This window comes from Patulibacter sp. NPDC049589 (assembly GCF_040675535.1).
GTDB lineage: Bacteria > Actinomycetota > Thermoleophilia > Solirubrobacterales > Solirubrobacteraceae > Patulibacter.
In genome coordinates, this window is record NZ_JBFAPC010000078.1 from 1 (window position 1) to 26607 (window position 26607).

Annotated in this window: 22 protein-coding genes and 1 pseudogene; 11 read left to right on the forward strand and 12 right to left on the reverse strand. The window is 74.5% G+C overall.

The window, feature by feature from the left end:
• A partial coding sequence (locus tag AB0L40_RS15360; protein WP_364356011.1) for a hypothetical protein occupies positions 1-2033 on the forward strand: 2033 nt, incomplete at its 5' end.
• Positions 2034-2040: 7 nt separating this feature from the next.
• Here the strand turns inward: AB0L40_RS15360 and AB0L40_RS15365 are convergent.
• From AB0L40_RS15365 to AB0L40_RS15375, 3 genes are read right to left on the reverse strand one after another with little or no spacing between them, the layout of a single operon-like run.
• Complete coding sequence (locus AB0L40_RS15365) at positions 2041-2514, reverse strand: DUF6328 family protein (protein ID WP_364356014.1); 474 nt, start codon at positions 2512-2514, stop codon at positions 2041-2043.
• A 20-nt stretch (positions 2515-2534) separates the two neighbouring features.
• On the reverse strand, positions 2535-3575 hold the full coding sequence (gene trpS, locus AB0L40_RS15370; RefSeq protein WP_364356017.1) for a tryptophan--tRNA ligase: 1041 nt from the start codon (positions 3573-3575) through the stop codon (positions 2535-2537).
• 39 nt (positions 3576-3614) lie between these two features.
• Positions 3615-4853: a hypothetical protein gene (locus AB0L40_RS15375; protein WP_364356071.1), complete on the reverse strand. Its 1239-nt coding sequence runs from the start codon at positions 4851-4853 to the stop codon at positions 3615-3617.
• A 332-nt stretch (positions 4854-5185) separates the two neighbouring features.
• Between AB0L40_RS15375 and AB0L40_RS15380 the strand changes: the two genes are divergently transcribed.
• From AB0L40_RS15380 to AB0L40_RS15415, 8 genes are all read left to right on the forward strand, one after another.
• Positions 5186-6295 carry an ABC transporter substrate-binding protein gene (locus tag AB0L40_RS15380; protein ID WP_364356020.1) on the forward strand — a complete coding sequence of 370 codons (1110 nt, stop codon included), beginning with the start codon at positions 5186-5188 and terminating at the stop codon, positions 6293-6295.
• Positions 6296-6327: 32 nt separating this feature from the next.
• Positions 6328-7398, forward strand: coding sequence for an ABC transporter permease subunit (locus tag AB0L40_RS15385; protein ID WP_364356023.1), 1071 nt, complete (start codon positions 6328-6330; stop codon positions 7396-7398).
• Positions 7395-8171 (forward strand): ABC transporter ATP-binding protein, encoded by a 777-nt coding sequence (locus tag AB0L40_RS15390; RefSeq protein WP_364356026.1) that lies wholly within the window; start codon positions 7395-7397, stop codon positions 8169-8171. The genes AB0L40_RS15385 and AB0L40_RS15390 overlap by 4 nt, the downstream gene beginning before the upstream one ends.
• A gap of 67 nt (positions 8172-8238) precedes the next feature.
• A complete protein-coding gene (locus AB0L40_RS15395) occupies positions 8239-9999 on the forward strand; it encodes a copper resistance protein CopC (protein WP_364356029.1) in 1761 nt (586 codons plus the stop codon).
• A gap of 54 nt (positions 10000-10053) precedes the next feature.
• Positions 10054-10662 carry a peroxidase-related enzyme gene (locus AB0L40_RS15400; protein WP_364356032.1) on the forward strand — a complete coding sequence of 203 codons (609 nt, stop codon included), beginning with the start codon at positions 10054-10056 and terminating at the stop codon, positions 10660-10662.
• Positions 10659-11927, forward strand: a complete 1269-nt coding sequence (locus AB0L40_RS15405) for an acyl-CoA dehydrogenase family protein (protein WP_364356035.1) — start codon at positions 10659-10661, stop codon at positions 11925-11927. The genes AB0L40_RS15400 and AB0L40_RS15405 overlap by 4 nt, the downstream gene beginning before the upstream one ends.
• Positions 11928-11931: 4 nt before the next feature.
• Positions 11932-13200 (forward strand): acyl-CoA dehydrogenase family protein, encoded by a 1269-nt coding sequence (locus tag AB0L40_RS15410; RefSeq protein ID WP_364356038.1) that lies wholly within the window; start codon positions 11932-11934, stop codon positions 13198-13200.
• 67 nt (positions 13201-13267) lie between these two features.
• Positions 13268-14449: an LLM class flavin-dependent oxidoreductase gene (locus AB0L40_RS15415; protein ID WP_364356041.1), complete on the forward strand. Its 1182-nt coding sequence runs from the start codon at positions 13268-13270 to the stop codon at positions 14447-14449.
• A 304-nt stretch (positions 14450-14753) separates the two neighbouring features.
• Here AB0L40_RS15415 and AB0L40_RS15420 read toward each other — a convergent pair whose 3' ends face one another.
• Genes AB0L40_RS15420 through AB0L40_RS15430 form a run of 3 tightly spaced genes read right to left on the reverse strand, consistent with a single transcriptional unit; the run spans position 14754 to position 18218 of the window.
• Positions 14754-16157 (reverse strand): LLM class flavin-dependent oxidoreductase, encoded by a 1404-nt coding sequence (locus tag AB0L40_RS15420; protein ID WP_364356044.1) that lies wholly within the window; start codon positions 16155-16157, stop codon positions 14754-14756.
• A 55-nt stretch (positions 16158-16212) separates the two neighbouring features.
• Positions 16213-16554, reverse strand: coding sequence for a ferredoxin family protein (locus tag AB0L40_RS15425; RefSeq protein ID WP_364356047.1), 342 nt, complete (start codon positions 16552-16554; stop codon positions 16213-16215).
• Complete coding sequence (locus AB0L40_RS15430) at positions 16551-18218, reverse strand: FAD-binding protein (RefSeq protein ID WP_364356074.1); 1668 nt, start codon at positions 18216-18218, stop codon at positions 16551-16553. The genes AB0L40_RS15425 and AB0L40_RS15430 overlap by 4 nt, the downstream gene beginning before the upstream one ends.
• A gap of 121 nt (positions 18219-18339) precedes the next feature.
• On the opposite strand from AB0L40_RS15430, the gene AB0L40_RS15435 reads away from it, so the two are divergent.
• Positions 18340-19407, forward strand: coding sequence for an LLM class flavin-dependent oxidoreductase (locus tag AB0L40_RS15435; RefSeq protein WP_364356050.1), 1068 nt, complete (start codon positions 18340-18342; stop codon positions 19405-19407).
• 18 nt (positions 19408-19425) lie between these two features.
• Here the strand turns inward: AB0L40_RS15435 and AB0L40_RS15440 are convergent, their stop codons facing one another.
• A complete protein-coding gene (locus AB0L40_RS15440; protein WP_364356053.1) occupies positions 19426-20247 on the reverse strand; it encodes an IclR family transcriptional regulator in 822 nt (273 codons plus the stop codon).
• 169 nt (positions 20248-20416) lie between these two features.
• Here AB0L40_RS15440 and AB0L40_RS15445 point away from each other — a divergent pair, with 169 nt between their 5' ends.
• Positions 20417-21337 carry a universal stress protein gene (locus tag AB0L40_RS15445; protein WP_364356056.1) on the forward strand — a complete coding sequence of 307 codons (921 nt, stop codon included), beginning with the start codon at positions 20417-20419 and terminating at the stop codon, positions 21335-21337.
• A 72-nt stretch (positions 21338-21409) separates the two neighbouring features.
• Here AB0L40_RS15445 and AB0L40_RS15450 read toward each other — a convergent pair whose 3' ends face one another.
• The 5 genes and pseudogenes from AB0L40_RS15450 to AB0L40_RS15470 form a co-directional block, all read right to left on the reverse strand.
• A complete protein-coding gene (locus AB0L40_RS15450) occupies positions 21410-21985 on the reverse strand; it encodes an NADPH-dependent FMN reductase (RefSeq protein ID WP_364356059.1) in 576 nt (191 codons plus the stop codon).
• Complete coding sequence (locus AB0L40_RS15455) at positions 21982-23394, reverse strand: LLM class flavin-dependent oxidoreductase (RefSeq protein ID WP_364356062.1); 1413 nt, start codon at positions 23392-23394, stop codon at positions 21982-21984. The genes AB0L40_RS15450 and AB0L40_RS15455 overlap by 4 nt, the downstream gene beginning before the upstream one ends.
• Positions 23395-23526: 132 nt before the next feature.
• A complete protein-coding gene (locus AB0L40_RS15460) occupies positions 23527-24735 on the reverse strand; it encodes an acyl-CoA dehydrogenase family protein (protein ID WP_364356065.1) in 1209 nt (402 codons plus the stop codon).
• Complete coding sequence (locus AB0L40_RS15465; protein WP_364356068.1) at positions 24735-26150, reverse strand: NtaA/DmoA family FMN-dependent monooxygenase; 1416 nt, start codon at positions 26148-26150, stop codon at positions 24735-24737. The genes AB0L40_RS15460 and AB0L40_RS15465 overlap by 1 nt, the downstream gene beginning before the upstream one ends.
• Positions 26147-26607: pseudogene (locus AB0L40_RS15470) on the reverse strand (LLM class flavin-dependent oxidoreductase); the annotation flags it as partial. The gene AB0L40_RS15465 and the pseudogene AB0L40_RS15470, both read right to left, overlap by 4 nt.

The following is a 26607-nucleotide window of genomic DNA, read 5'->3' on the forward strand; positions in this document are numbered from 1 at the left end:
CCGTCGCGGTCTCCGAGGGCCCGATCTTCGTCAACGGGCTGAAGGTCACGCCGATCGGCAAGACCCAGCTCGTCGTCGACCCGAAGACGCGGCAGCTCTACACCGCCGACGGCGGCCAGGCGCGGGTCGAGATCCCGTCGAGCGAGACCGACGCGATCGTCCTCTGGCAGGGCGCGATCCGCGAGAAGCTCGAGGCCGACGCGGGCGGCCGGATCTTCCACTTCGACACCAAGCAGTTCCCGGTCAAGGTCAAGGGCTTCCCCGTCTCGGGCGCGCTGCAGGCCTACGTGGACGGCGCCGGGGCGTCGATCCCGCTGTCGCTCTCGCTGCCCACGCCGTTCGGCGACGCGACCGCCGACGCCGTCCTGAAGGTCACGCCGACCGGGCTGCGGCTCGACAGCCTGAAGCTCGCCGCGCCGGACTTCACCGTCCCCCCGGTGCAGATCAGCGACCTGCGGCTCTCGTGGCAGCGCGACGGGGACCGCTGGCAGGGCGGGGCGAAGATCACGATCCCGGGAGGCGCGGCGCTGAGGGTCGACGTCGTCATCGCCAACGGGAAGCTCGTCTCCGTGCTGGCGGCCTACGACCTGCCGTTCCCGGGGATCACCCTCTATCCGCAGGTGTTCCTGCACCAGGTCTCCGCCGGCTTCGGCTTCTCGCCGCTGAGCCTCACCGGCGGCGCGAAGGTCGGGGCGGTCGCCCTCGCCCCGGGGACCGCGAGCACGCCGCCGATCTACGTCGTCGACCTCGACGGCAAGCTGACCGTCGTCTTCGGCAAGCCCTTCGTGCTGCGGGCCACCGGCGACGCCTCGATCCTCAGCGTCGTGCCCGTCGCCGACTCGACGTTCGAGTTCTCGACCGCCGGATACGCCACGTTCGCGCTGAACGTCGGGATCGGCGTCGACCCCTGGCTGTACGCCGGGGCGAACTTCGACGTCTACGTCGGCAACAAGGGCTTCCAGGCTTCCGCGAAGGGCAAGGTCTGCGCGCTGGGAGCGTGCGTGGGCCCGATGCTCTACGCCACCCAGAAGGGGATCGGCGCCTGCGCCAAGGTGCCGCTGCCGACGTGGGACCCGCCGTTCTTCGAGATCGCCGAGGGCAGCGTGCAATTGGAGTGGGGCGAGGACCCCTCGGTCGACTCGGGCTGCGACCTCAGCCGGATCAAGATCGTGGGCACGCGCGCCAAGGGCGACGGCGCGCCGTCGGCCGCGCCCGTCCCGATCGCGGTGCCGAAGGGCGCCCGGTCGCTGTCGCTGAACCTGCGCACCGCCGACGGCACGCCCGCCGTGGACCTCGTGACCCCGGCCGGCACGACCGTCGACCCCGACGCCCCCGGCGACCGGATCGGCTCGAAGGCGAGCGTCGAGGCCCACCACCGTGCGGTGATCGTCGACAAGCCGTCGTCCGGCACGTGGAAGGTCGTCCCCCGGGCCGGGACCCCCGGACTCGTCCGGGTCGGCGCCACCGTCCCCGGGCCCGCGCCGAAACTGCGGGCGACCCTGGCCCGCAAGCCGACCCGGGCCGGGAAGCGCACGATCACCTACGCCCTGACGGCCGTGCCGGACGAGACCGTCACCTTCGTCGAGCGCACGTCCAAGGGCGAGACGCCGCTGCCGGGCGGCGGCCGTCGGGGCACCGTCCGCTTCGCCCCCAACGCACTGGTTCCGGGCCGCCACACCGTCCTCGCGCGGATCCTCCAGGACGGCATCGTCCGGCACGAGCGGGTCGTCGGCCGGTTCACCCAGCCGGCGTTCCGGCTGAAGGCGCCGGCCCGCGTGACGGTGCGCCGCGCCGGCCGCCGGCTGAAGGTCGCGTTCGTGCCCGGCCGCGGGACGTCGGCCCGGCATCTCGTCGAGGTCCGCTACGGCGACGGCCGCCGCGCGTCGGTCTTCCTGCCGGCCGGGCGCCGCAGCGCCCGCTTCCCGGCCCCGCGTAGCGGCGTCGTGGGCGCGAAGCGGACGACGGTCTCGGTCCGGCCGATCGCCCCGGACGGCCGGCCGGGCCGGTCGCGCCGGGCGACGCTGCGCCGATGACCGGCGGTCAGCGCTCGTCGCGGTCCAGCCGCGCGCCCCGGGCGACCGGGAGCGCCAGCCACAGGACGGCGAGCACGACCGCGGTCCAGCCGGCGGGCAGGTAGGTCAGCCAGGAGTCGAAGACGCGGCCGCCGACCAGCAGCGCGGCGGCTACGAGCGACACGGACGTGGCCGCGGCCCCGGCCAGCATCAGGCGGGTGCCCACCGCCACCAGCCAGACCGCCTGCCCGCGGTGCAGCAGCGCCCGGTGCAGCACGCTCGGCGCGAGCAGCAGCGCCGTGGCCAGCATCCCGGCCATGATCGACACGACGTAGGCGTCGCGTTCCATGCCGCGGAGCGTCGCCTGGAACGGCACCGCGAGCAGGAAGCCGATGATCACCTGGATCCCGACCGCCGCGACCCGGGTCTCCATCAACATCTCGGAGATCTGGCGCGTGTGGCGCTCGGAGGGGCTCTCCCCCGTGCGGCGATCGTTGCTCATCGTGCCGGGGCGACGAGCGCTCAGCCGCGCGGGCCGACGCCCATCGCCTCGCGCGCGTCGGCGAGCACCGGGCGGGCGATGGCGCGGGCCTTCTCGGCGCCGATCGCGAGGGCGGCCTCGATCGCGGCCTCGTCCTCGCGCAGCGCGACGTAGCGCTCCTGCACCGGCGCCAGCAGCGTGATGACCGCGTCGGCGGCGGCCGCCTTCAGGTCGCCGTAGCCGCGGGCGCCGACGAGGCTCTCCTCGACCTCGTCCGGCGTGCGGTCGCTGGCGGCGGCGAGGATGTCGATGAGGTTCGAGACGCCCGCCTTCTCCGGCCCGCGCCGCAGGACCGGCGGGTTCTCCGAGTCGGTGACGGCGCGCTTGAACTTCTTCTCGATCGCCTTGGGCTCGTCGAGCAGGTAGAGCGCGCCCTCGGGCGTCGACGACGACGTCGACATCTTCCTCGTCGGCGCCTGGAGGTCCATGATCCGCGCGCCGGTGGTCGGGAAGACGCCCTCGGGGACCGTCAGGATCTCCGTCCCGCCGGTGCCGTCCGTGGCGCCGCCGCCGAAGCGGGCGTTGAAGCGCAGCGCGATGTCGCGCATCAGCTCGAGGTGCTGGCGCTGGTCGTCGCCGACGGGCACCCGGTCCGCGCGGAAGGCGAGCACGTCGGCCGCCATCAGCACCGGGTAGAGGAACAGCCCGGCGGAGACGAGCTCGCGCTGCTGGCCGGACTTGTCCTTGAACTGGGTCATGCGGTTGAGGTCGCCGTGCGCCGTGACGGCGGTCAAGAGCCACGTCAGCTCGGGCACCTCGGGCACGTCGCCCTGGCGGTAGAGGATCGACCGCTCGGGCTCGATGCCCGCGGCCATCAGGAGCGCGAGCGTGTCGTACGTGCGATCGCGCAGCTCGGCGGGGTCGTACGCCACGGTCGTGGCGTGGAGGTCGACGACGCAGAAGATCGAGTCGTCGCCGGCGGCGGAGGCCTGTTCCTGGCCGGTGACGTAGTGGCGGATCGCGCCCAGGTAGTTGCCCAGGTGCTTGCGACCCGTGGGCTGGATGCCGGAGTAGACGCGCACGGGACGGGAGGCTATCCGGCCGGCGGCCGCGGGCGCGCGTCAGTCGATTCCGTCCCAACGCCGCAGGTGTTCCGCATGGGTGGGGAGGTACGCCCCGGGCGCGAAGTGGCGGTCGTAGTACTCGAGGTCGAGGTGGTGGCTCTGGAGATACATCAGGATCCACACGCTCGGGACCGTCGCGGGCCACTTGCCGAACGTGTCGTAGACATATTGGGCCTGGAGCGCGAGCAGCTCGCGGAACGCCTCGTCGTGGCCCTGCGCGGAGCCGCGCACGCGCCGTGAGTCCTTCCACGGCCCGGGGGTGTCCGGATGGAAGGGCCCCCCGGGCCCGAACTTGCGCTCGGCGAAGCGGTCGACGGCGGCGCGCATGTCGGGCACGTGCGGTGGGGTCAGGGCCTCGAAGACGCCCGGCAGGCCCGTCGGATTGGGGAGCGCCCAGCGCTCGTCCTCGTCGTAGCGGAACCCGAGCCCCGGAACCTCCGGATCGCCGCTGGCGCCGAGGACCGTGAGCCGGTCGATGCCGTTGAAGGTCCACCCGCCGAGGCCGATCGCCTGCTGCACGAGCGCCCCGGCGTAGCACGCGGTCGAGACCTCGGCCGTCGCCTCGGTCAGCGAGTACTGGTCCAGGAAGGTCAACGGCAACGGATCGTCGACGTCGACGAGCGAACGGAAGCGCTCGAGGCCGGGGATCGGCCGCCGGTGGACGTCGTCGTAGATCGCGTAGCCGTTCTGGGCGAAGAACGCGAGGTTGGCGATCGCGTGCTGGGCGACGTCGGCCACGGGGAAGACGAGCAACGACCCAGGCCGGTTGGCCACCCAGGTGTTGTGGCCCTCCATGTACGGCTCGCGCGGCGGGATCCACAGGCGCTCGCTCGACAGCGTGCGCACGCGGGCCGCGTTGGCCCGCAGGAGCTCGCGCAGGGGCAGGCGTCCCTCGTCGTCGCGGTCGACGGCCGGAGGCGCGTCCCGCGTCTCGAGAAGGTGCACCCCGTCGTCGTCGGTGAAGAACACCTCGGCCGTGTGGAACCCGGCCGCGGAGGGGAACGTCCGGCCGCTCGCGCTGCCGGGGTAGTTCGACAGGTGCGGGGCGTAGCGCTCGTGCCGCGTGATCGAGTGGTGCCATCCGGTGTTGCCTCCGACGGCGGCGAGGATCAGGTCGCGCTCCGTCTCACCCAGCGCGAGCGGCTCGTGCGCCGAGCGGTGGGCCAACGGGCCGTCCGGTATCTCGGCCCCGAGCAGGAACCGACGCGATCGCCGCCCGAACAGCGCGTCGACCAGCGGAACCTGGCGGAGGTGCTCGAGCGCACGCTCGTCGCGAGCGGCGTCGGGCGCGGGGCGACGGACGGGCCGGGCCTGCGGACGGCGGGTGTCGCTCACGGGCGGTGGGCCTCTCCGGCCGTGAGGCCTTGTCCCGCCCGGAGACGGGCGGGCGGTGGGCCTGGGCGCGGGCGGGCTTCGAGCCGGGACATCCCGACAGCGTGCGTCGAAAACCTCGAAATGTCAATCCACATTCCGACCATTACGAAGTTCTGCGCGTCAGGGGGTTGCGAGCGCGCCCCGAGCATGATTGTCTTGATATTCGATCAGGTTTACGTATTTAGGAGTCCCGCGTGTCCCACCCGTCCGACCGACTGTCCCGTCGAACCCTTCTGCGCCGCGGTGCCCTCGGCGCCGGCGCCGTGTTCGCCGGCGGCTCGATCCTCGCCGCCTGCGGCGGCGACGAGACCGCGGGCCCCAAGAGCAGCACCGCTCCCGCGAGCACCACCGCCGGCCCAGCGGGCGACTTCGACGCCGAGCTGAAGGCCCTCGGCCGGAAGGTCCGCCTGAACTGGGGCGGCGGCGCCTGCGAGGCCCCGCTGTACGCGGCCTACCACCAGGGATTCTTCGAGGAGGCCGGGGTCCCGGCCGAGCTGACGAAGATCTCCGGTGCGGCCGGACGCGACGCCGTCTCCACCGGCAAGGCGGACTTCGCCCCCGGGATCCTCTTCGAGTGGCTGAAGCCGATCGAGCAGGGCCTCGACATCCGGCTCACCGGTGGCCTGCACAAGGGCTGCCTGCGGACCGTGGCCCACGAGAAGAGCGGGATCACGAGCCTGGCGCAGCTGAAGGGCAAGGAGGTCGGCACCGACAGCATCGGCGGCTCCGCGATGGCGTTCTTCTCCATCGACATCGCCAAGGCGGGCATCAACCCCGCGAAGGACATCAAGTGGCGGGTCTTCCAGGGCGACGCGCTCGACACCGCGCTGCGCAAGCGCGAGGTGGACGTGATCGTCTCCTCCGACCCGTTCGGCTACCTGTCCATCGACGCGGGCTACGGACGGGAGATCGGCTCCAACGCGTCCCCCGAGCACCGCGACCAGTACTGCTGCGCCACGACGACGAACTACGGCTTCCTGCAGAAGTACCCGGCCGTCACGGCGAAGGTCGTCCAGGCGTGGTTCCGGGGCAGCCTGTGGGCCGGCAAGAACATCGAGGCCACCGCCAAGCTCGAGAACGAGAAGAAGTACGTCGCCGCCGACCGCGAGACGCTCGAGAAGCTGCTCTCGTCCTACATCTGGGAGCCCGGGGTGGACCAGTTCCACGAGCAGCTCACGCAGGGTGCCAAGGACTTCAAGGCGACCGGGTACCTGACCGCCGACACCGACACGACCGCGCTCGCCAAGAAGGCGTTCGTGGACGTCCTCGGTCAGACGAACACGCCGGTCCCGACGGCGGCCTGACCGTCCGCCGCACCGCGACCAGGGAGCCCCCGATGGCCACCGAGGAACATCCCAGCCCCCGCGCCACGCGGTGGCGGCCGCGCGGACGGCCTGCGGCGCGCAGCACCACCACCGACAGCGTCGTCGCGGGCACCGAGGCCACGGGCCGGCTCCGCTCGGTGCTGCCCGTGACGGCGCTCGCCCTCGTGCTGTGGACCGCGCTCGCCGTCTACACGGGGACCGTCCAGAACGCCTACGAGTACACCTCGCAGCCGGAGGGGAAGATCTCGAACTCCAGCGCGCTGGCGGTGATCGACCTGGTCATCGTCGCCCTGGTCGCGCTGTGGGCGGTGCTGCGCCCGGAGCGGGCCCGTCACGCGGCTCCGTGGCTGATCGTGCTGGCGATCGTCGGCATCGCGTGGCAGGTCCTGACCGCGAAGACCGGGATCCTCCACCCGCCGTACTGGCCGGCCCCCCAGACGCTCCTGCGGCACCTCGTCGACGAGCGCGCGATCCTCCTGCGCAGCGTCTGGGCGTCGGCCAAGCTGTTGGCGCTGGGCTTCGCGCTCGGCGGCGCGGCCGGCTTCGCGCTCGGGGTCTCGATGGGCTGGTCCCAGCGGGTGCACTACTGGGCCAACCCCCTCCTGAAGACGTTCGGGCCGGTCCCCGCGGTCGCGCTGATCCCGGCGGCGTTCGCGATCCTGCCCTCCGCGCACGCCGCCAGCGTGCTCCTGATCGCCCTCTCGGCGGGGTTCCCGATCGCCGTCCTGACGTTCTCGGGGGTGGCCGGGGTGGCACGCCCGTACTACGACGTCGCCGTGACGTTGGGGGCGTCGCCGCGCTTCCTCGTCTGGAAGGTCGCCATCCCCGCCGCGCTGCCGTCGGTCTTCGTCGGGCTGTTCATGAGCCTCGGCGCGGTCTTCCCGACGCTCGTCGTGAGCGAGCAGCTCGGGGCGAAGGCCGGCCTGGGGTGGTACCTGCAGTGGCAGCAGCAGTGGTCGGCGTACCCGAAGATGTACGTCGTCCTGCTGGTCATGGTCGTCCTCTTCTCGGGGCTGATCGCCCTGGTCTTCCGGATCCGGGACCACGTGCTCTCCTGGCAGCGCGGGCTGGTGCGCTGGTGAGCATCGAGATCGCCGTCCGCGGCGTGCACCAGGCGTTCGTCGGCAAGGGCGGAGAGGTCGAGGTCCTGCGCGACGTCGAGTTGCACGTCCCCGCCGGCGGCTTCGTCGCCCTGCTCGGGCCCAGCGGGTCCGGCAAGTCCACGCTCCTGCGCCTGCTCGCCGGCCTCGACCGCCCGCGCTCCGGGACGCTGCTGGCCGACGACCGCGAGATCACCGGCCCCGACCCCAGCCGCGCCCTGGTCTTCCAGGAGGCCACGCTCTACCCGTGGCGCTCGGTCTGGCGCAACGTCGCGGTCGGGCCCGAGGCCCGAGGCCGGCTGAAGCAGGAACGCGGCCGGATCGACGAGGTCATCGAGCTCGTCGGACTGACCGGGTTCGCCGAGGCCCTCCCCCACCAGCTCTCCGGCGGCATGGCCCAGCGGGCCGCGCTGGCCCGGGCGCTCGTCAACCGGCCGGGCCTGCTGCTGCTCGACGAGCCGCTCGGCAAGCTCGACGCGTTGACCCGGTTGACGCTGCAGGGCGAGATCGCACGGCTCTGGGCCCACGAGGGGTTCACCGGCCTGCTCGTCACCCACGACGTCGACGAGGCGCTGACGCTCGCCGACCGCGTCGTCGTGCTCAGCGACCGTCCCGCGCGGGTGCTCGAGGACGTCGTCGTGGACGTCCCTCGTCCCCGCCCCCCGGGGGACGAGCGACTCGTCGCCCTGCGGACCCACGTGCTGGACCTGCTCGGGTTCCGGTCCGAGCACCACGATCCCCGCGCCGCCGCCTGACGCCGTGCCCGTCGCTCGTCCGCGGGCGCGGCACGCGGTCCGCGCGGCCGCGGCCGTCGGAGCCGCGGTGCTGTTGCTCGCCCTCGCCCTGCTCGGCGTCGGTGCCCCGGTCGCCGCAGCGCACACCAGCCTCGTCTCCGGGTCGCCCGAGCCCGGCGGCCGCGTCGCCCGGGCACCGACCACGCTGACGATGCGCTTCGACGACCGGTTGGACGCCCGGACCGCGGCGGTGCGGGTCGTCGCGCCGGACGGCCGGCGCGCCGATCGCGGCTCGGCGACCGCGTCGGGGGCCCGGGGACTGCAGGTCCCCCTCCGGCGGGGGCTCCGGGAAGGCACCTACGCCGTCGCCTTCCGGATCACCGCCGGCGACGACGGCCACGTGATGGTCGGCGGGTACCGCTTCTCGATCGGGCGCGCGAGCCGGTCGGCCCCGCTGGCGGCGCTCTACGACACCGTCGGTCCGGGGGCCGCCGCCGGGCCCGCCCGGGCCGTCGCCCGCGGGATCCGCGACGCCGCGCTCCTCGTCGCGGGCGGCGTCGCGCTCCTGCTCGTCGCCGTCTGGCCCCGCATCGGGGGCGGTCCGGCCGCCTCCCGGGGCGATCGTGCGCTGCGCCGGACGGCCGGGTGGTCCGCCGGCGTCGCGCTGCCCGCGGCCCTGGTCACGGCCGCGATCGACCGCGCGACCGCACGGGGGGACCTGGGCGACCTCGCGTCGAGTGGGTCGATCACGGGCCTGCCCGACCTCGACTCCGGGCGGGCCGCCCTTGGGGGTGCTGCGTTGTTGGCCGTCGCGATCTGGGCGCTGTTGGGGCGCGGGACCCGGGGCCGGGCGCTCCGCGACCGCGTCGCGCTCGCGGCCCTCGCCGCCGCGCTGGTGGTCGTCGTCACCCGCAGCGGGCACGCCGCGGCCGACGTCGGGCGCACCGTCCTGGACGCCATCCATGTGCTCGGCGCCGCGGCGTGGCTCGGCGGGATCGTCGGGGTCGCGGTCGTCCTGCTCGTCGTCGGCCCGGCGTCGGCCCCCGCGCAGCGGGGCCCGGCGGCGCGGCGGCTGATCGGCGCGTTCGCCCCAGTCGCGGCCGGGTCGGTCGCGGCGCTGGCCGTGGCCGGGGTCGCCCAGGCCGCGCTGTCCCTCACCGGGCCGGACGACCTCTGGACGTCGGGCTACGGGCGCCTGCTCGCGGCCAAGGTGCTGCTGGTCGGCGTGGTCGGCCTCGTGGCGATCGGGCATCGGCGCCGCGGATGTCCCTCGACGGAGACCGACGGGTCGGTGCTCCGCCGCGAAGCCCCGGGACCACGAGCGGCCTGGCGCCGCCTGCGCCTCGAGATCGTCGGCCTGGTCGGCGTGCTGGTCCTGACCGCTGCACTCGGCGGCACCGCCACGCCGCGGGCGCTCGCGGCGTCGCCGGCGCTCCTGGGCGCCGACTTCGGTGGCGGACCCCGTCTGGACGGCGAGCTCTCCGCGACCGCCACCGGCGACCGACGGCTGAGCTTCTCGCTCGTCGGGACCGACGGCCGGCCGTTCTCGGATCTCGAGCGGGTCGACATCACCACGGCCGCGCCCGGCGGCGGGCCACTCCCCGACGACGAGACCGTCGGGGGCCACAGCGGCGGTGCGGGGTTGCGCAGCGGCACGCAACCCGACCCGCCCCGACGGCTGCGGCACGCACTGGCGGCCGGCCGGATCCGCCGCCTGCCGGGCACCGCGACCGGCTCCTACGCCACCCGACTCCGCCTCGACCGGCGTGGCTGGTGGCGGGTCCGAGTGCGTCTCGTCGTCGACCTCTTCACCGCCTACGAGCAGACGCTGACCATTCGCGTCCGCTGATACTTGCATTTTCCGATCAGTTTTACGACTATTGAACGACAAGGAGGGTCATCCATGTCCACCACACCCGTCATCACCCCCGTCTCCCGACTGACGGTCCCGCCCATCGACGAACTCGACTCCCAGGTCCTGCGGACGCACTTCCGCCAGCAGGAGCAGACCGAGGGCCACACCTCCAACTGGTTCCGTGCGCTGTCGCTGAACGCCGGGGACCTCGAGCGGCTGCTCGGCTACCTCGGGCCGCTGCTGGCACCCGACGGCGGCTCCGCCCGGCTCCCGCTGCGCGAGCGCGAGGTCATCGCGACCGTCGTCTCCGGTGACAACCGTTGCGCGTACTGCCACACCAACCACGCCAACAAGCTCGGCCGGGTCCTCGGCGACCACTCCGTCGCGCACCGCGTCGCGATCGACCACCGCCACGTCGACGAGCTGACCCCGCGCGAGCGCGCGCTCGGCGACCTGGCCGTCGCCGTCAACCGCGACCCGCAGTCGATCACCGACGAGACCTACGAGACGTTGCGCAGCGTCCACGGGCTCGACGACCACGAGATCCTCGAAGCCCTCTCCGTCGCGGCGTTCATCGGCGCGACCAACCGACTCGGCGTCGCACTCGCGGTGCCGCCCAACCCCGAGTACACCGGCACCCCGGAGGCGACCCGATGAGCACCCTGGACCACGCACCCACCGGCACCGCCGCAGGGCTGCGCCCGTTCGTCCTCTCCGACGACGTTCTCGACCGCTTCGCCGCCCGCGCTCCGGAGTACGACCGGGAGGGTCGGTTCTTCCGCGAGGACCTCGACGAGCTCCGCGATCTCGGCTACCTCGGGCTCAACGTGCCCGAGAGCGTCGGCGGCCACGGCCGGACGCTCCTGGAGACCGCCCGCGAGCAGCGCCGCCTGGGCTACCGCTCGATCTCGACGGCGCTGGCGGTCAACATGCACCTCTACTGGACGGGCACCGCCGCCGACGCCCACCGCCGCGGTGACTCCTCGCTGGACTGGGTGCTCGCCGAGGCCGCCGCGGGACGGGTCTTCGCCGCCGGCCACGGCGAGCCGGCCAACGACCTGGGCATCGACGACTCGACGACCCGGGCGGAGCCGACCGGCGACGGGGGCTACCGCTTCACCGGTCACAAGATCTTCGGCTCGCTGACCCCCGCGTGGGACTGGTTCGGCCTGCACGGCCGGGACGACAGCGACCCGGAGCACCCGAAGATCGTCCACGCCTTCGTGCGCCGCGACGCGCCCGGCATCAGGATCGAGGAGCGCTGGGACACGATCGGCCTGCGCGCGACCCGCAGCGAGGACACCCACCTCGACGGGACCCCGGCCGCGGCCCAGAACGTCGCCACCGTCCTCACGGTCGGTGAGCCGTCGGTGGCCGATCCGTTCGTGCTCTCGCTGTTCGCCTGGGCGCTCGTCGGGATCGGCTCCGTCTACCACGGGCTCGCCCAGCGCGCGCTCGACGTCGCCGTCGCCCACGCCCGCACCCGCGTGTCGCGCAAGAACGGCGGGGCGCCACTGGCCGACGACCCCTACGCGCGCCATCAGATCGCGCAGGCAGCACTGGAGCTCGAGCGCCTGGAGGCGCAGCTCGAGCGCGTGGCGTCGGACTGGTCCGACGGCGTGGACCACGGCGATCGCTGGCCGGCCAAGATCACCGCCGCCAAGTACCAGGCGTCCGAGTCCGCCCGGCGCGTGGTCGAGCTCAGCTCGCTCGTCGTCGGCGGCGCGTCGCTGTTCCGCGGGCACGAGCTCGAGCGGATCTACCGCGACGTCCCCGGCGCCGCGTTCCATCCGGCCAGCGGTGCGCTGACCCACGAGATCCTCGCGCTGACCGCGCTCGGCGCAGCCGAGGCCGGCCTGCCGCCCAGCGGCGCGGCCGTCCGCCTTCCCCACGCCCCCCTGTCCCCCACGACCCCCTCCTGATCCCGTGCCCGACACCAGCCCCACCCTGACCCCCGACGCGCCGTCCCTCCTGACGTCCGAGCGCCCCCCTGTCCTGGGCACCAGCGCCGAGGCCCTCACCGCGGCCGACGCGATCGCTGCCCTGATCACACCCGGCGCCGCGGTCCGCGACCGAGAGCGCCGCGCACCGCTGGCGGAGCTGCAGGCGATCGCCAGCAGCGGGCTGCTCGCCATCGCGGTGCCCCGCGAGCACGGCGGCCCGGAGCTCCCGCGCGCCACGATCACCGAGGTGTTCCGGCGGATCGCCCGCGCGGACTCCTCGATCGCCCAGCTGCTGCTCACGCACTTCGTCGTCCAGGAGTCGCTGCGCGCGGGCGGGCCCGCCGGCCTCGCCGCACGGATCTACGCCGACGTCCTCGCGGGTGCCCAGATCGGCAACGCGTTCTCGGAGCGCGGCGGCCGCACGGCCGCGGACAACGCGACCGTCGCGGGCCGCGACGAGGCGACGGGCCGGTGGCGGATCGACGGGCGCAAGTACTACGCCACCGGTGCGCTGGGCGCGAGCTGGATCGCCGTCGGCGCCCAGCGGGACGGTCGCGCCGACCACCGCGTGACCCTGTTCGTGACGCCCGAGACCCCGGGCCTCGACCTGCGGCTGGACGAGTGGTCAGCGTTCGGCCAGCGGACCACGTTCAGCGGCGGCGTCCTGCTGGACGGCGTCGAGGTCGACGACGCGCTCGTGGCCGACCCCGGGCCCGCGCCGCGGGTCGCCGAGCTGCCGCCGTCCCTGTGGGGCGCCTACGACCAGGTGCTCCACGCCGCGATCGACGTGGGCGTCGCGCGGGCGGCGTTGGAGGACGGTGCCGCGTTCGTCCGGACCGCCGCGCGCCCTCGCCCCGAGGCCGGCGTCGACCGGGCCTCCGACGAGCCGCACGTCCTGCGCCGCTTCGGCGAGCTCTCGGCCCGCGTGGCCGCGCTCGAAGCGCTGCTCGCGCGCGGCGCCGCCACGATCGACGACGCGCTCGCCCTCCCGGTCCTGACCGACCAGGCCGCGGCGGACGCCTCGCTGGCGGTCGCGCAGGCCAAGGCGCTGACGCAGGATCTCGGCGTCGACGTCACGAGCGCGATCTTCGAGCTCGCCGGGACGTCCGCCACCGACGAGGAGCACGGCCTGGACCGCCATTGGCGCAACGTCCGGACCCACTCGCTCCACGACCCCGCCCGTTGGAAGTACGTCGCCATCGGCGACCACCTGCTCAACGGGACCCTGCCGCCCCGGGACCAGCTGATCTGATGCCGAACACCCCTGACCGACCCGGCTGCGCGCACCCGCACCACCGGCTCCTGACGGGACGGCCGTCGTGACCGTCGCGCTGCACTGGTACCTGCCCACCCACGGCGACGGCCGCACCCTGTTGGAGGCCGGTGCCGCCACGCAGGCCCGCCAGCAGCACCGCGGCAGCGGCCTGGAGTCCGCGGGCCGGCCCGCCACCCTCGAGTACCTCGAGCAGGTGGCCCGCGCCGCGCAGCAGGCCGGCTTCGACGCCGCGCTGACCCCGACGGGGACGTGGTGCGACGACGCGTGGATCACGACGGCCGCCCTCAGCCAGGCCGTCGACCGGCTGCGCTTCCTCGTCGCGTTCCGACCCGGGACGCTGTCGCCGACGCTCGCCGCCCAGCAGGCGGCGACGTTCCAGCGCGTCACCGGCGGGCGGCTCCTGCTGAACATCGTCACCGGCGGAGAGGACGCCGAGCAGCGTCGCTTCGGCGACGGGCTGTCCAAGGACGACCGCTACGCCCGGACCGACGAGTTCCTGACGATCCTCCGCGGGGCGCTACAGGGCGAGCCGTTCGACTTCCGCGGCGAGCACCTGTGGGCGGACGGTGCCCTGGCGATCGGGTCCCCGGAGCCGCCGGAGATCTACTTCGGCGGGGCATCCGACGCCGCGTTGCGGGTCGCGGCCAAGCATGCCGACGTGGCGCTCACCTGGGGTGTCCCCCCGGCCGCGGCGGGACGCTTCGTCGAGCGGGTGCGCGAGCTCGCCGACGAGCACGGCCGCGAGCCCCGCTTCGGGGTGCGCCTGCACGTCGTCACCCGTGACGACGAGGAGGACGCGTGGCGCGCTGCCGAGGCCCTGATCGCCGACGCGGACGACGAGACGATCGCCGGGGCCCAGGCGAACCTCTCGCAGGCCGCGTCCGTCGGCCAGCGACGGCAGGTCGCTCTGCACGGCGGCCGCCGCGACCGCGCCAGCCTCGAGGTCCACCCGCACCTGTGGGCGGGGGTCGGCCTGCTCCGCGGCGGTGCCGGGACGGCGCTGGTCGGCAACCACGAGCAGGTCGCCGACCTGATCGAGGAGTACCACGACCACGGCATCACCGAGTTCATCCTCTCGGGGTACCCGCACGTCGAGGAGGCCTACGCGTTCGGCGACGGGGTCTTCCCGGTCCTGCGGCGCCGCGGGCTGCTCGGGGACGACCGTCTCCCGGCGGAGCCCGCGACCGACGGGGGCCGCACGCGACTCCAGGTCCCGGCCTCCTGAGCGGCGTGCGATGCCGGACGGGGACTGAGCCCTGCCGGTGCGCGGCCGCTGGCTGACGCCTCCCGTCCGGCCGGGAGGCGTCAGCGGGCGAGTCGCGGATCGGGGGTGCGGTCCCCGCCGGGGGTGCGTCCCCTCGTCGAACGTGCGGTGCTTCCTCCTGGGCACGAAGGATCGCACGCTCGACCACCGCGTCTGGCTCGACCGCGGCGTGACTGAGGCCGGTCACGGCGGCACGACCGGGGGGACGACGAGATCGGTCGCCTGCGCGCGCCGGCGATCGTCCCGCTTGGTACGGGACGCGGCCTCAGCGCGCCGACCCGGCCGCCCCGGTCGACCGCGCCTCGCCGACGCGATAGGACGCTCCGCGGTGCTCGTCGGGCAGCCGCGGGCCGCGGCCGAGGAGCTTGTGCCGCAGCGTGCCCGGCGCGTACTCGGTCGGGTACGCGCCGCGGCGCTGCAGCTCGGGGATCAGGTGCTCGACGACGTCCTCGAACGTCCCGGGCGTGATCGCGTATGCGAGGTTGAAGCCGTCGACGTCGGTCTCCTCGACCCACGACTGCAGCTCGTCGGCGGCCTCCGCCCCGGAGCCGACGACGCGCGGGCCGAGGCCGCCGATCCCGCCCCAGGCGGCGATGTCGCGAACCTTCCACTCGCGGCCGTCGGGGTCGGCCTGCTGGAACGCCGCGACCGCCGACTGGATCGCGTTGGACTGGACGTCGCCGATCGGGTCGTCGAGGTCGTAGCGGGAGAGGTCGATGCCCATCCAGCCGGACATGAAGACCAGCGCGCCCTCGTCGCTGGCGTAGCTCTGGAGCTCCTCGTGCTTGGCCCGGGCGCCCTCGGGCGTCGCGTCCGTGATCACGGTCTGCAGGTTGTAGATCCGCGCCGAGTACGGGTCGCGGCCGGCGTCGGAGAGCTGCGCGCGGATGTCGGCGACGGCCTCCTTCAGGAGCGCCTTCGTCGGGGCGCCGGTGAAAATCGCCTCCGCGTTCTCCGCCGCGAACCGGCGCCCGCGCGGCGACGCGCCGGCCTGGTAGATCACCGGCGAGCGCTGCGGCGAGGGCTCGGAGATGTGGATCCCGGGCACGTCGAAGTGCCGGCCGTGGTGCGCGATCGGATGGACCTTCGCCGGGTCGGTGAAGACGCCCCGCTCGCGGTCGCGCACGACGGCGTCGTCCTCCCACGAGCCCTCCCAGAGCTTGTAGAGGACCTCGAGGTACTCGTCGGCGTGCTCGTAGCGGTCGTCGTGCTCGAGCTGGTCGTCCTGGCCGAAGTTCCGGGCCGCGGACGGCAGGTAGCCGGTCACGACGTTCCAGCCGATCCGCCCGCCGGTGAGGTGGTCCAGCGTCGACATCCGGCGGGCGAACGGCACCGGGTGCTCGAACGCGGTGCCGGTCGTGATCCCGAAGCCGAGGTGCTCGGTGACGTGGGCCATCGCGGAGGTCAGGAGGATCGGGTCGCCGACGGGCACCTGCGCGCCGTGGCGGATCGCGGCCTCGTCGGATCCGCCGTAGACGTCGTAGGTCCCGAGGACGTCGGCGATGAACAGCCCGTCGAAGCGGCCCCGCTCCAGCAGCTGCGCCAGGTCCGTCCAGTAGCCGAGGTCCTTGTAGCGCCAGGACTGGTCGTCCGGGTGGCGCCAGAGCCCCGGCGACTGGTGGGCGACGCAGTTCATGTCGAAGGCGTTGAGGCGGATCTGGCGGGTCATCGGCACGCTTTCGTGGAGGATCGGGCGGCGGGAGCGCGGCCCCGGCGGAGGGACATCAGTGCAGGAGCGGGATCACGACGTGGCTGAGGTCGTCGCCGGCGCCGGGCGCCTGGCCCTTGCCCCAGCCGAGCTCGCGGCGGTAGCTGCCGAGCAGCCCGTCCTCGGCCAGCGCCTCCTCGTCGCGGTAGCGGGACCCGGCGGGCGCGGGCGTGGTCTGGGGCGCGACGAACAGCGCGTCGGCGGGGCACCACGCCTCGCAGAGGAAGCACGTCTGGCAATCCTCCTGGCGGGCGATCACGGGGATCCGCCCCGGGCCGTGGTCGAAGACGTCCTTCGGACAGACGCGGATGCAGACGTCGCAGCCGATGCAGCGGCTGCTGCTGACGAGCTCGATCATGCGGCCACCGCGGCGGTCCCGCCGCCGGCGGCGCCGAGCGCGGACTCCGGGCGCGGCGCGGCCGGCGACTCGCCGGCGAGCGGCGACACGCGGACCCACGGCGTGTCGAGCCCGCCGACCACGAGCCGGTGGCGCTGCGCCGGGTCCTGCTCCGGGAAGTCCTGGCGCTTGTGCATCCCGCGCGTCTCGGTCCGCCGGGCGGCGGCCTCGTACATCCAGCGGGCGTGGGCGACCATCGCCGCGGCCTCGCGGATGCGCACGGCGCCCCGCGCGCCGTCGGCCGGCGCGAGCCCGCCGCGGACCTCCGACCACAGGCCGTCGAGGACGCCCCGGGCGTGGGCGAGCCCGTCGCCCGTCCGGAAGAGGTTGATGTCGTAGGGCTGTACCTGGTCCTGAACAGCCTGCACGACCTCGCGGGCGGTCGGCCCGCCGGTCCCGGCGCTCGCGACCGGACCGAGGCCCACCGTGCCCGCCGGCCGGCCGGTGCGCCCGGTGGCGGGATCGGCGACCGCGTGTCGCGCCGCACCGCGGCCGGCCCAGGTGCCCGACGACAGCGCCCAGGCGGAGTTGTGGCTCCCGCCACCGGTGAAGCCGCCGCAGATCAGCTCGCGCGTCGCGGCGTCGCCCGCGGCGTAGAGCCCGGGGACCGTCGTGGCGCACTCCGCGTCGACGATCCGCAGGCCGCCGGTGCCGCGGACCGTGCCCTCCAGGCGCATCGTGACCTCGAACGCGTCGACGAACGGGTCGATGCCCGCCCGGTCGAACGCCAGGAAGAAGTTCGGCTGGGAGCGCCGCAGCCACGCGTGGTGCTCGGGCGCCCAGCCGTCGAGCACCGCGTAGACGGGCTGCTCCAGCAGCGTGCGCGCGATGACGCTGCGGCCACGCGCCGAGCCGGCGCCCTCGATGATCGTGCCGTCCGCGTAGCGGAAGCTCGCGCGGCCGTAGAAGGCGGTCTTCGTGACCGACGAGTGCGCCGGCGCGATCGCGTAGGCGTTGGAGAACTCCATGCCGGAGAGCTCGGCCCCGACCTCGGCCGCGGCCAGGTGGCCGTCGCCGGTCAGGACGTCGCAGCCGAGGCCGCCGCTGAGGAACGCGCAGCCGCCGGTGGCGACGACCACGGCGCCCGCGTGGACGGTCCAGCTACGACCGGTCTGACGGTGGACGCCGGTCGCCCCCGTGACCATGCCGTCGTCGTCCTGGAGCAGCTCGAGGACGGGGCTGTGGTCCAGGATCTTCGCCCGGGCGCGGACGACCTCGCGGCGCAGCCGCCGCATGAGCTCCGGGCCCTGCAGCGAGCCGCGCGCCTGCCGGCCGCCCTCCTTCACCGGGAACGGGTAGCCGCGCTCGGCGAGCCATCCGACCCGGGAGTACGTCTCGTCGAGGACGCCATCCATCCAGTCGTGGTCGGCGAGGAAGCCGCCCAGCCCCTCGCGCGACGCCTTGGCCTCCTCGCGCGCCACGGCGTCGGGCTCGACGTACCAGACCCCCACGCCCGAGGACGCGGCCGCGCCGGACGTCCCGCACCAGCCCTTGTCGGCGAGGACCACGCCGGCCCCGGCCGCGGCCGCCGCCAGCGCTGCGGACGTGCCCGCCGGGCCCCCGCCCAGGACGAGGACGTCGGTCCGCAGGACGGTGTCCTGGTCGTCCGCGGGGGCGCTGGTGATCGGGGCCGGTTCGTGCGACACGGCCCAACCTAGCACGCATTGCTGGAAACCGGATCCGTTTTCGTGCTTTACTCAGTCACACGGCATCTCCGGCCCTCCACCACCACCCCGGGACCCACGAATGACCAGCCACCATCCCGGCCCCCGCTTCGGCGTCTGGGCCAACGTCTACGGCACGTGGGCGTCCGCTCACCACCCCGAGGACCCGCTCGACGCGTCGTGGGAGCGCAACCGCGCGCTGGTGCTCCAGGCCGAGGAGCTCGGGTTCGACAGCACCCTCGTCGCGCAGCACCTGATCAACCCGTTCGGCGACGACCTCGACCAGCTCGAGACGTGGACGGCGGTCGCCGCGCTCGCCGAGGCCACGGAGCGGATCGAGCTGATCACCGCGATCAAGCCGCTGCTCTTCCACCCCGTCCTGCTCGCGAAGCAGGCGCTGCAGATCGAGGCGATCTCCCGCGGGCGGCTGTCGCTGAACGTCGTCAACGCGTGGTTCAGGCCGGAGATCGAGCGCGCCGGCATCGCGTTCCCCGCACACGACGACCGCTACGGGTACGGCGGCGAGTGGCTCGAGATCGTGACGCGGCTGCTGCGCGGGGAGCGCGTCGAGTTCCACGGCGAGCACTTCGACATCGACGGCTACCAGTTGCGCCCCGCCGGCCTGCACCGTCCGCGCCCCCAGATCTACGTCGGCGGCGAGTCCGCCCAGGCGCGCGACCTCGTGGCCGCCCGGGGCGACGTCTGGTTCATCAACGGCCAGCCGCAGGAGAACGTCGCCGAGCTCATCGCCGACGTCGCGGCGCGCCCCCGCACGGGCCCGCCGGTGCGCTACGGGCTCGCGGCCTTCGTGATCGCGCGCGAGACCGAGGAGGAGGCGCAGTCGGAGCTCGCCTACCACTGGAAGCTCAACGAGCTCGACCAGGCCGGCCTGGAGAACGTCATCGCCGGCGCGGACGAGCAGGCCGTGATGTTCCAGACCTTCGCAAAGTACCCGGCGATCGGCACCAACGGCGGCACCGCGGCCGGCCTCGTCGGCAGCTACGACCAGGTCGCAGCGCGGATCCAGGAGTTCCACGAGCTCGGGATCGAGACGTTCATGCTCCAGTTCCAGCCGTTCGAGGCCGAGATGGAGCGGTTCGCGAACGAGGTCGCGCCGCGGGTCCGCCGCGCCGCCGCCGTCACCGCCTGAGCGGGCGACCGCGGCGGCCTACGGCCAGTCGGGCGGGAGGACCGCCGCCAGCTCGGCGGCGGCCCGCTGCAGCGCCGTGGCCAGCTCGGGCAGGCGCTCGTCGGGGAAGCGCATCACGGGTCCCTGGACGGAGACGCCGACCCGCGACTCGGCACCGCTGCGCGGCACCACGGCCACCGCGACCGCGCGGACGCCGGGCTCGCGCTCCTCGTCCAGGAGCGCCCAACCGCGCTCGTGCGTGCGGCGCAGGTCGGCCAGCAGCAGCTCGGGATCGGTGATCGAACCCGGCGTGGCACGCATCAGCGGGCCGAGCGAGGCGATCAGCTCCGGCGTCGGCTCGCCCTGGGCGAGCAGCGCCTTGCCGATCGCGGAGACGTGGACCGGGGCGCGCGAGCCGTTGGGGGTCTCGAAGCGCAGCGCCTGCTTCGTGCTGTTGGCCTGCAGGTGCTGCACCGACTCCTGGCCCTCGAGCGCGCAGAAGGTCACGGACTCGCCGACCTCGTCCGACAGGCGCTCGAGCGCCGCGCGGACGAGCTCGAGGCCCGAGCTGGCGAAGTGGGCCTGGGCCAGCGTCATGACGGCGGGCCCGAGCCGGTAGCGCTCGGTGCGGCGGTCCTGGACGACGTAGCCGGCGGCGACGAGCGTCCGCAGCAGCCGGTGCGTGGTGCTGATGCCCAGGCCGACGTCGTGCGCGATCTCGGACACGCCGAGGTCCGTCCCGGCGCCGACGAAGGCGTCGAGGACCGTGAGCACGCGGCCCGCGGAGCGGTTCCCGGGCTCGAGGGCGGGACGCCCGGGCCGGCCGGCTGGTGGCGGCGAGGGGACGGGACGGGTCGCCATGGTGAGGAGGCTACCCGACGACCGGAGCCGCGAACGCCGTGCGCCCGCGGGTCGCCGCGGCCGTCCCCGAGGTCGTGCCGCGGCGCGGCGCGGAGGACGTCGGCCGTGCCTGCGCGCCACCACGAGGCAGTAGCGTAGGGGGCCCGTCAGCGGCCCCGGAAGGTCCCCCTTGTTCCAGCAGATCCTCGTCGGTTGCGACCACGGCCCCGGCACGCTCGACGCGCTGCGGCTCGCGACCGAGCTCGCCGCACTCGGCGCCGAGACCGAGCTCGTCCTGGTGCACGCCTACACGCCCAACGCGGCGCGCTTCGGCCGCCGCGGCCGGCAGGAGGAGCTCGACGACGCGCTGCACGGCGAGGGCATGCACCTGCTCGAGAGCCTGCGCGACACCCTCCCGGAGCAGGCGGCGGCGAACGTCGAGCTGCTGTCGCTGCCGGTCTCCTCCCCCGCCTACGCCCTGCACGACCTGGCGACGGGCCGCGGCGCGGACCTCATCGTCATCGGCCCGGCCCAGCACGGCCCGGTCGGCCGGCTCGTCCTGGGCAGCGACTCGACCGGAATCCTGCACGGCGCGCCGTGCCCCGTGGCCATCCCCGCCCGTACCGAGGGCCACGCCCACTCGGCTGACGCGACCCGCGCGATCTCGGTGGTCGGCGTCGGCTACGACGGCTCGCGCGTCGCCGACGCCGCGGTCGATCTCGCCGCCCGCCTGGCGCTCGCGGAGGACCGCGGCCTCGACGTCATCGGGGTCGCCGACTTCGTGACCCCACCGATGACGACGGACGGCTTCGGCGGCCCCGCGCCGATCCAGCCCCCGCCGCCGGACCCCGAGGTCGTCGACGCCGAGGTCCAGGCGCTGCTCGAAGAGCGCGTCGCGTCCCTCCCGGAGGGCCTGCGCGCCCGCCCCATCACGCTGCACGGCAGCGCGGTCGACCGGCTGGTCGAGCGGTCCGCCGAGCTGCACCTGCTCGTCGTCGGCTCGCGCGACCACGGGCCCGTGGAGACCATCCTGCTGGGCAGCGTCTCGCGCCCGGTGCTCGACCAGGCGCGCTGCCCGGTCATCGTGGTCCCGCGCTCCGCCGAGGCGTAGCGCCGCCACCGGGCCCGGGCCACCGGCGGCCCGGGCGGTGCCCGGCGAGACCCGGGCGGTCGGCCGCACGGGTCAGCCGCGCGGTCGCTCCGTGAGCGGCGGCGGGCCGAACGGCGCGCCCCCGGTCACCGCGAAGAGCCGCGCGAGCCCGTCGACCACGGCCACGATCTCGTCGACGCCGCGGTCCAGCGGCCGGCCGTCGGCGAAGTCCGCGGTCGTCAGGTACGCCGACACCGGCGGGACCGGGCTGCCGAAGAACGTCAGGACGTCCCGCAGGTGCCGGTCCGCCCCGAGGTAGTGGTGGTCGCTCGCGCCCTGGGCGACGATCCCCACCGGGGTCCCGTTCAGGGCCTCGACCGGCACGTGGTCGAGCAGGTTCTTCAGGACGCCGCTGAGCGAGCCGCGGTAGACGGGCGTGGCGAGCAGGACGGCGTCGGCCGCCGCGAGCTTCGCGACGACGTCGGCGGTGTCGTCCCGGTCGCCCTGCGGCGGGCCGCCGGCGGGGGTGATCGCGACGGTCCCGAGGTCGACGAGCTCGGTCGTGAACGTCCGGCCCTCGACGCGCTCCATGGCGGCGGCGAGCGCGGCGTGCTGCTTGCCGGGCGGAGTTGCGCTGCCGAGCACCGCGACGAGCTTCGGGAGGCTCATGCCGCGACCTCCGCCGGGGCGGGCGCCGGGGGCCGGCGATGGGCCGCACCGGGGTGCCGGTCGCCGAGCCGCGGGCCGGACGCCCCGTCGAAGAGCTTCTCCCGGAACGTGCCCTCGCGGTACTCCCGCTGGACGATGCCGCGGTCCTGCAGCACGGGGACGACGCCGTCGACGAAGTCCTCGAACGAGCCGGGCGTCGTCGTGTACGTGAGGTTCACGCCGTCGATGCCGCCCTCCTCGTGCCACGCCTGCAGCTCGTCGGCGACCTGCTCGGCCGTGCCGACGATGCGTTGGTTGGCGATCGAGCGGACGACGTCCTTGAACCGCCAGGTGTGGTCCGGGGCCGACTCGGCGAGCGACCGGATCAGGCCCTCCTGCGCGTTGGTGCGCAGGTCGCCGACCGGCGCCTCGGGGTCGACGGCGCCGAGGTCGGCGCCGAGCCAGCCGGAGACGACGGCGAACGTGCCCTCGTCGCTCAGGTGCTCCTGGACCTCGCGCTCCTTGCGCCGCGCTTCCTCCTCGGTGGACGCCGTGATGACGGTCAGGCCCTGGAAGACGAGCAGGTCCTCCGGGCGCCGGCCGTGACGGCGCAGGCGCGCGTGCAGGTCGTCGACGTTCGTCCGCGCCCCGAGGACGTTGCGGGCCGAGATGAACGTCGCCTCGGCGTGGCGGGCGGCGAACTCGCGGCCGCGCTCCGACGAGCCGGCCTGGAAGAGGACGGGGGTGCGCTGCGGCGAGGGCTCCGACAGGTGCGGGCCGACGACGTCGTAGTACTCCCCCACGTGGCCGATCTCGTGGACCTTCGCCGGGTCGGCGTAGATCCCGCGCTCGCGGTCGGCGACCACCGCGTCGTCCTCCCACGAGCCCTCCCAGAGCTTGTAGAGGACCTCGAGGTACTCGTCGCCGCGGTCGTAGCGGGTGTCGTGCAGCGGCAGGCCGCCGTAGCCGAGGTTGCGGGCCGCGTTCTCGAGGTACGACGTGACGACGTTCCAGCCGACGCGGCCGTCGGTGTAGTGGTCCAGCGTCGACGCGCGGCGCGCGAAGCTGAACGGGTGCTCCTGGAGGATCGACAGCGTGAACGCGATCCCGAGGTGCTCGGTCACGAGCGCCAGCGCCGGGACGAGCGCGCTGGGGTCGTTGACCGGGAACTGCACGGCGTTGCGCACGGCGGCATCGCGGTCGCCGTGGTACACGTCGTAGGCGCCGACGACGTCCGCGAAGAAGATCGCGTCGAAGCGGCCGCGCTCGAGGATCCCCGCGAGCTCGACCCACGGCTGCAGGCGCTTGTACTCGCGCTGGCGCGTGTCCTCGCGGGTCCACTGGCCCTGCACGATGTGCGAGACGACGTTCATCGTGAACGCGTTGAGGCGCAGGCGCCGGCGGGGCGGGGTGCTGTCGGTGTCGGTCACTGGGGCTTTCGGTCGGTGCGGGGGGGGATGCGCAGGTGGGGGGCGGTGTGCGCCCGGGGCGCGATGCGGCGCGCGCCGCTTCGGGGCGCGGAGGAGCGGCGAGGGTCGGCGGCGCGGCGACCGCGTCCGCGGTCAGAAGAAGCCGACGGCCGGCAGCGGCGTCCCGTTGATCGTCAGGTCGCCGATCACGCGGGCCTTGTAGACGGTCGGGTTGTGCGAGGCGAGCGTCCGCGCGTTGCGCCAGTGGCGGTCGAGGTTGCGGGACCGCTTCGTCGCCGACGCTCCGCCGACGTCGAAGATCAGGCCGCCGGCGCGCTGGGCGAGCTCGTCGACCAGGACCTTCGCCTCGGCCGCGCGGAGCGAGGCGTGCGTCGCGGCGTCCGCCGCGGGGACCCCGTCGACGACCGTCGCCTCGGCGGCGTCCAGCGCGTCGGCGGCGGCGAGGACGGTCGCCTCGGCGGCGAACGCCCAGCTGGCGATCCGCCCGACGACCTCCTGGAGCTGCGGGTCCTCGGCGGCGACCGGCGCCGCGGCGTGGGCGTAGGTCCGCTCGCGGCCGCGCACCAGCGCGGCGGCGTCGTCGCGGATGCTGCGGAGGATCCCCGCCACGACCGCGGTGAGGTACAGCTGCAGCGACGCGCCCTCGTAGGTCGGCTCCGGCGGGTCGGCGACCTCGCGGGAGAGCACCTCGTCGGCGGCGACGGCCACGGCGTCGAGGCGCGTGGTGCCCGTTCCCGTGAGGCGCTGGCCGATGCCGTCCCAGTCGTCCTCCAGCGTGACGCCGTCGCGGTGGACCGGCACGACCGCGGCGGCGAGCCGGCCGTCGTCGTGGGCCGCGAGCACGGAGACGAAGTCCGTGTACAGCGAGCCGGTCGAGTAGTACTTCGTGCCGGTGAGCCGGTAGCCGCCGGCCCCGTCGTCGGCGAGCCGGGTGTCGGTGGAGAAGTCGCCGACGGGCCGCGACCCGCCGACCTCGGACGTCGCGTTGCCGTACAGCGCCCCGTCGGCCGCCGCGCGCAGCCACCGGCCGGCCTCGGCGCCGTCGTCCAGCCGGCGGCGCTCGACGAACCAGTAGTGCGCGCGCAGGATGTGGGCGAGGTTGGCGTCGGCGTGCGCGAGGTCGACGATCGTCGCGAACAGCTCGCGCTGGGTCGCGCCCGCGCCGCCGTGCTCCCGCGGCACCCGGAGCGCCCCGAGGCGGGTCTCGCGGATCCGGTCGACGACGTCGTGCGGCGGGACGTCGTCCCGCTCGCGCTCGAACGCGCCGGCGGCGATCTCGTCCAACAGGGCCCGCAGCTCGGGCGACCCGGGGGCGATCGGGGTGCTCCTCACCGTCGCCATCAGTCGGCCGCGATCGGGGCGGGCAGCGGCGTGAACGCGCCGCGGTACGCCGCGGCGGGGTGGCGGTCGCTCAGGCGATCGGTCCCGAAGAGCCGGGCGCGCAGCGTCTGCGCGGGCGCGTCGGGGTCCGGGATCGCCGCCGCCAGACCCCGCTCGCGCAGGACCGGCAGGACGTGGTCGATGAACTCGACGTACGACCCGGGGATCGTCGCGTTGATGACGTTGATCCCGTCGACGCCGGCGTCGCGCCACGCGGCCAGGCGGTCGGCGATCTGCTCCGGCGTCCCGACGACGCGGCCGCCGCGGGCCCGCAGCCGGACGACGTCCTCGAGCGTCGGGGCCCGGCCGCCGGTGCTCTCGCGCAGCCACGCGAGGCCGGACTGGCCGCCCTCGGTGTGGACCTGGTCGATCGGGGTGTCGGGGTCGTAGCCGCCGAGGTCGATCCCGACGCTGCCGCCGAAGTGCGCGATCTGGCCGTCGACGTCGATCTGCTCCTCGAGCTCGCGCTCCCGGGCCCGGGCCTCGTCCTCCGTCGCGCCGACGACGAACGACAGGCCTTGGAAGAACTTCAGGTCGTCGCGGCGGCGGCCGTGCGACGCGGCCAGCCGGCGGGTGTCGTCGATCAGCGCCCGCGCGTTGTCGGGATCCGGGGACGCGATGAACTGCGCCTCGGCGTGGCGGGCGGCGAAGTCGCGGCCGACGGGCGAGGAGCCGGCCTGGAAGATCAGCGGCGTGCGCTGCGGGGACGGCGCGACGAGCGCCGGCCCCTCGACGCGGTAGTGCGCCGATTCGTGATGGATCTTGTGGATCTTCGACGGGTCGGCGTGCAGCCCGGACGTGCGGTCCTGCAGCAGCGCGCCCTCGTCCCACGAGCCCTCCCAGAGCTTGTAGAGGACGTCGAGGTACTCGTCCAGGAGCGCGTAGCGGTCGTCGAGGTCGTAGCGCTCGTCGTGGCCGAAGTTCTTCCAGCCCAGCAGGTTGGAGACGACGTTCCAGGCGATCCGCCCGTCCGACGCGTGGTCGAGCGTGGCGACCTGGCGGGCGAGGTTGAACGGCGGCTGCTGGATCGGGCCGGCGGTGAACGCGAGGCCGAGGTGCTTCGTGTGCGACGCCAGCGCGGAGAGGATCACGAGCGGGTCGTTGCTCGGGATCTGCAGCCCGAGCTCGGCGTGGAAGTCCCAGTCGCCGCGGTAGTCGCCGTAGAGGCCGACGACGTCCGCGAAGAAGATCGCGTCGAAGCCGCCGGCCTCGAGCGTCTTCGCCAGGTCGACCCAGAGGTCCAGCTCGTTGAAGCGCAGCTGCTCGCCCTCGGGCTGCCGCCAGAGGCCGTGGGTGATGTGCGACGCGGTGTTCATCACGAACGCCGCGAAGTGCAGCGGCCGGGGCGCGTCCGCCGCGGAGGACCCGCCGCTCATCGGGTCGCCCCCAGTGCGACGCCCGCGTCCTCGACGCCGGCGGGCAGCCCGGCCGCCTCGCGGTCGCGCCGCTCGGCGGCGAAGCGGTTCTCGGGCCGCGCGAGCCCGTAGTGCTCCCGCAGCGTGGTCCCTTCGTACTCCTCGCGGAACAGCCCGCGGCGCTGGAGGATCGGCACGACCTGGTCCGCGAACGCCTCGAGGTCGACGGGGATCGCGGGCGCCATGATGTTGAAGCCGTCGGCGGCGCCCTGCGTGAACCACTCCTCGATGGTGTCGGCGACCTGCTCCGGCGTGCCGGCGAACGTCCGGTGGCCGCGCCCGCCGCCGAGGCGGCCGAGCACCTGGCGGACGGTCAGGCCGTCGCGGCGCGCGAGCTCGGCGATCAGCGTGGAACGGCTCTTCGAGCCCTCGATGTCGGCCTCCTCCGGGACCTCGGGCAGCGGCGCGTCGAGCTCCG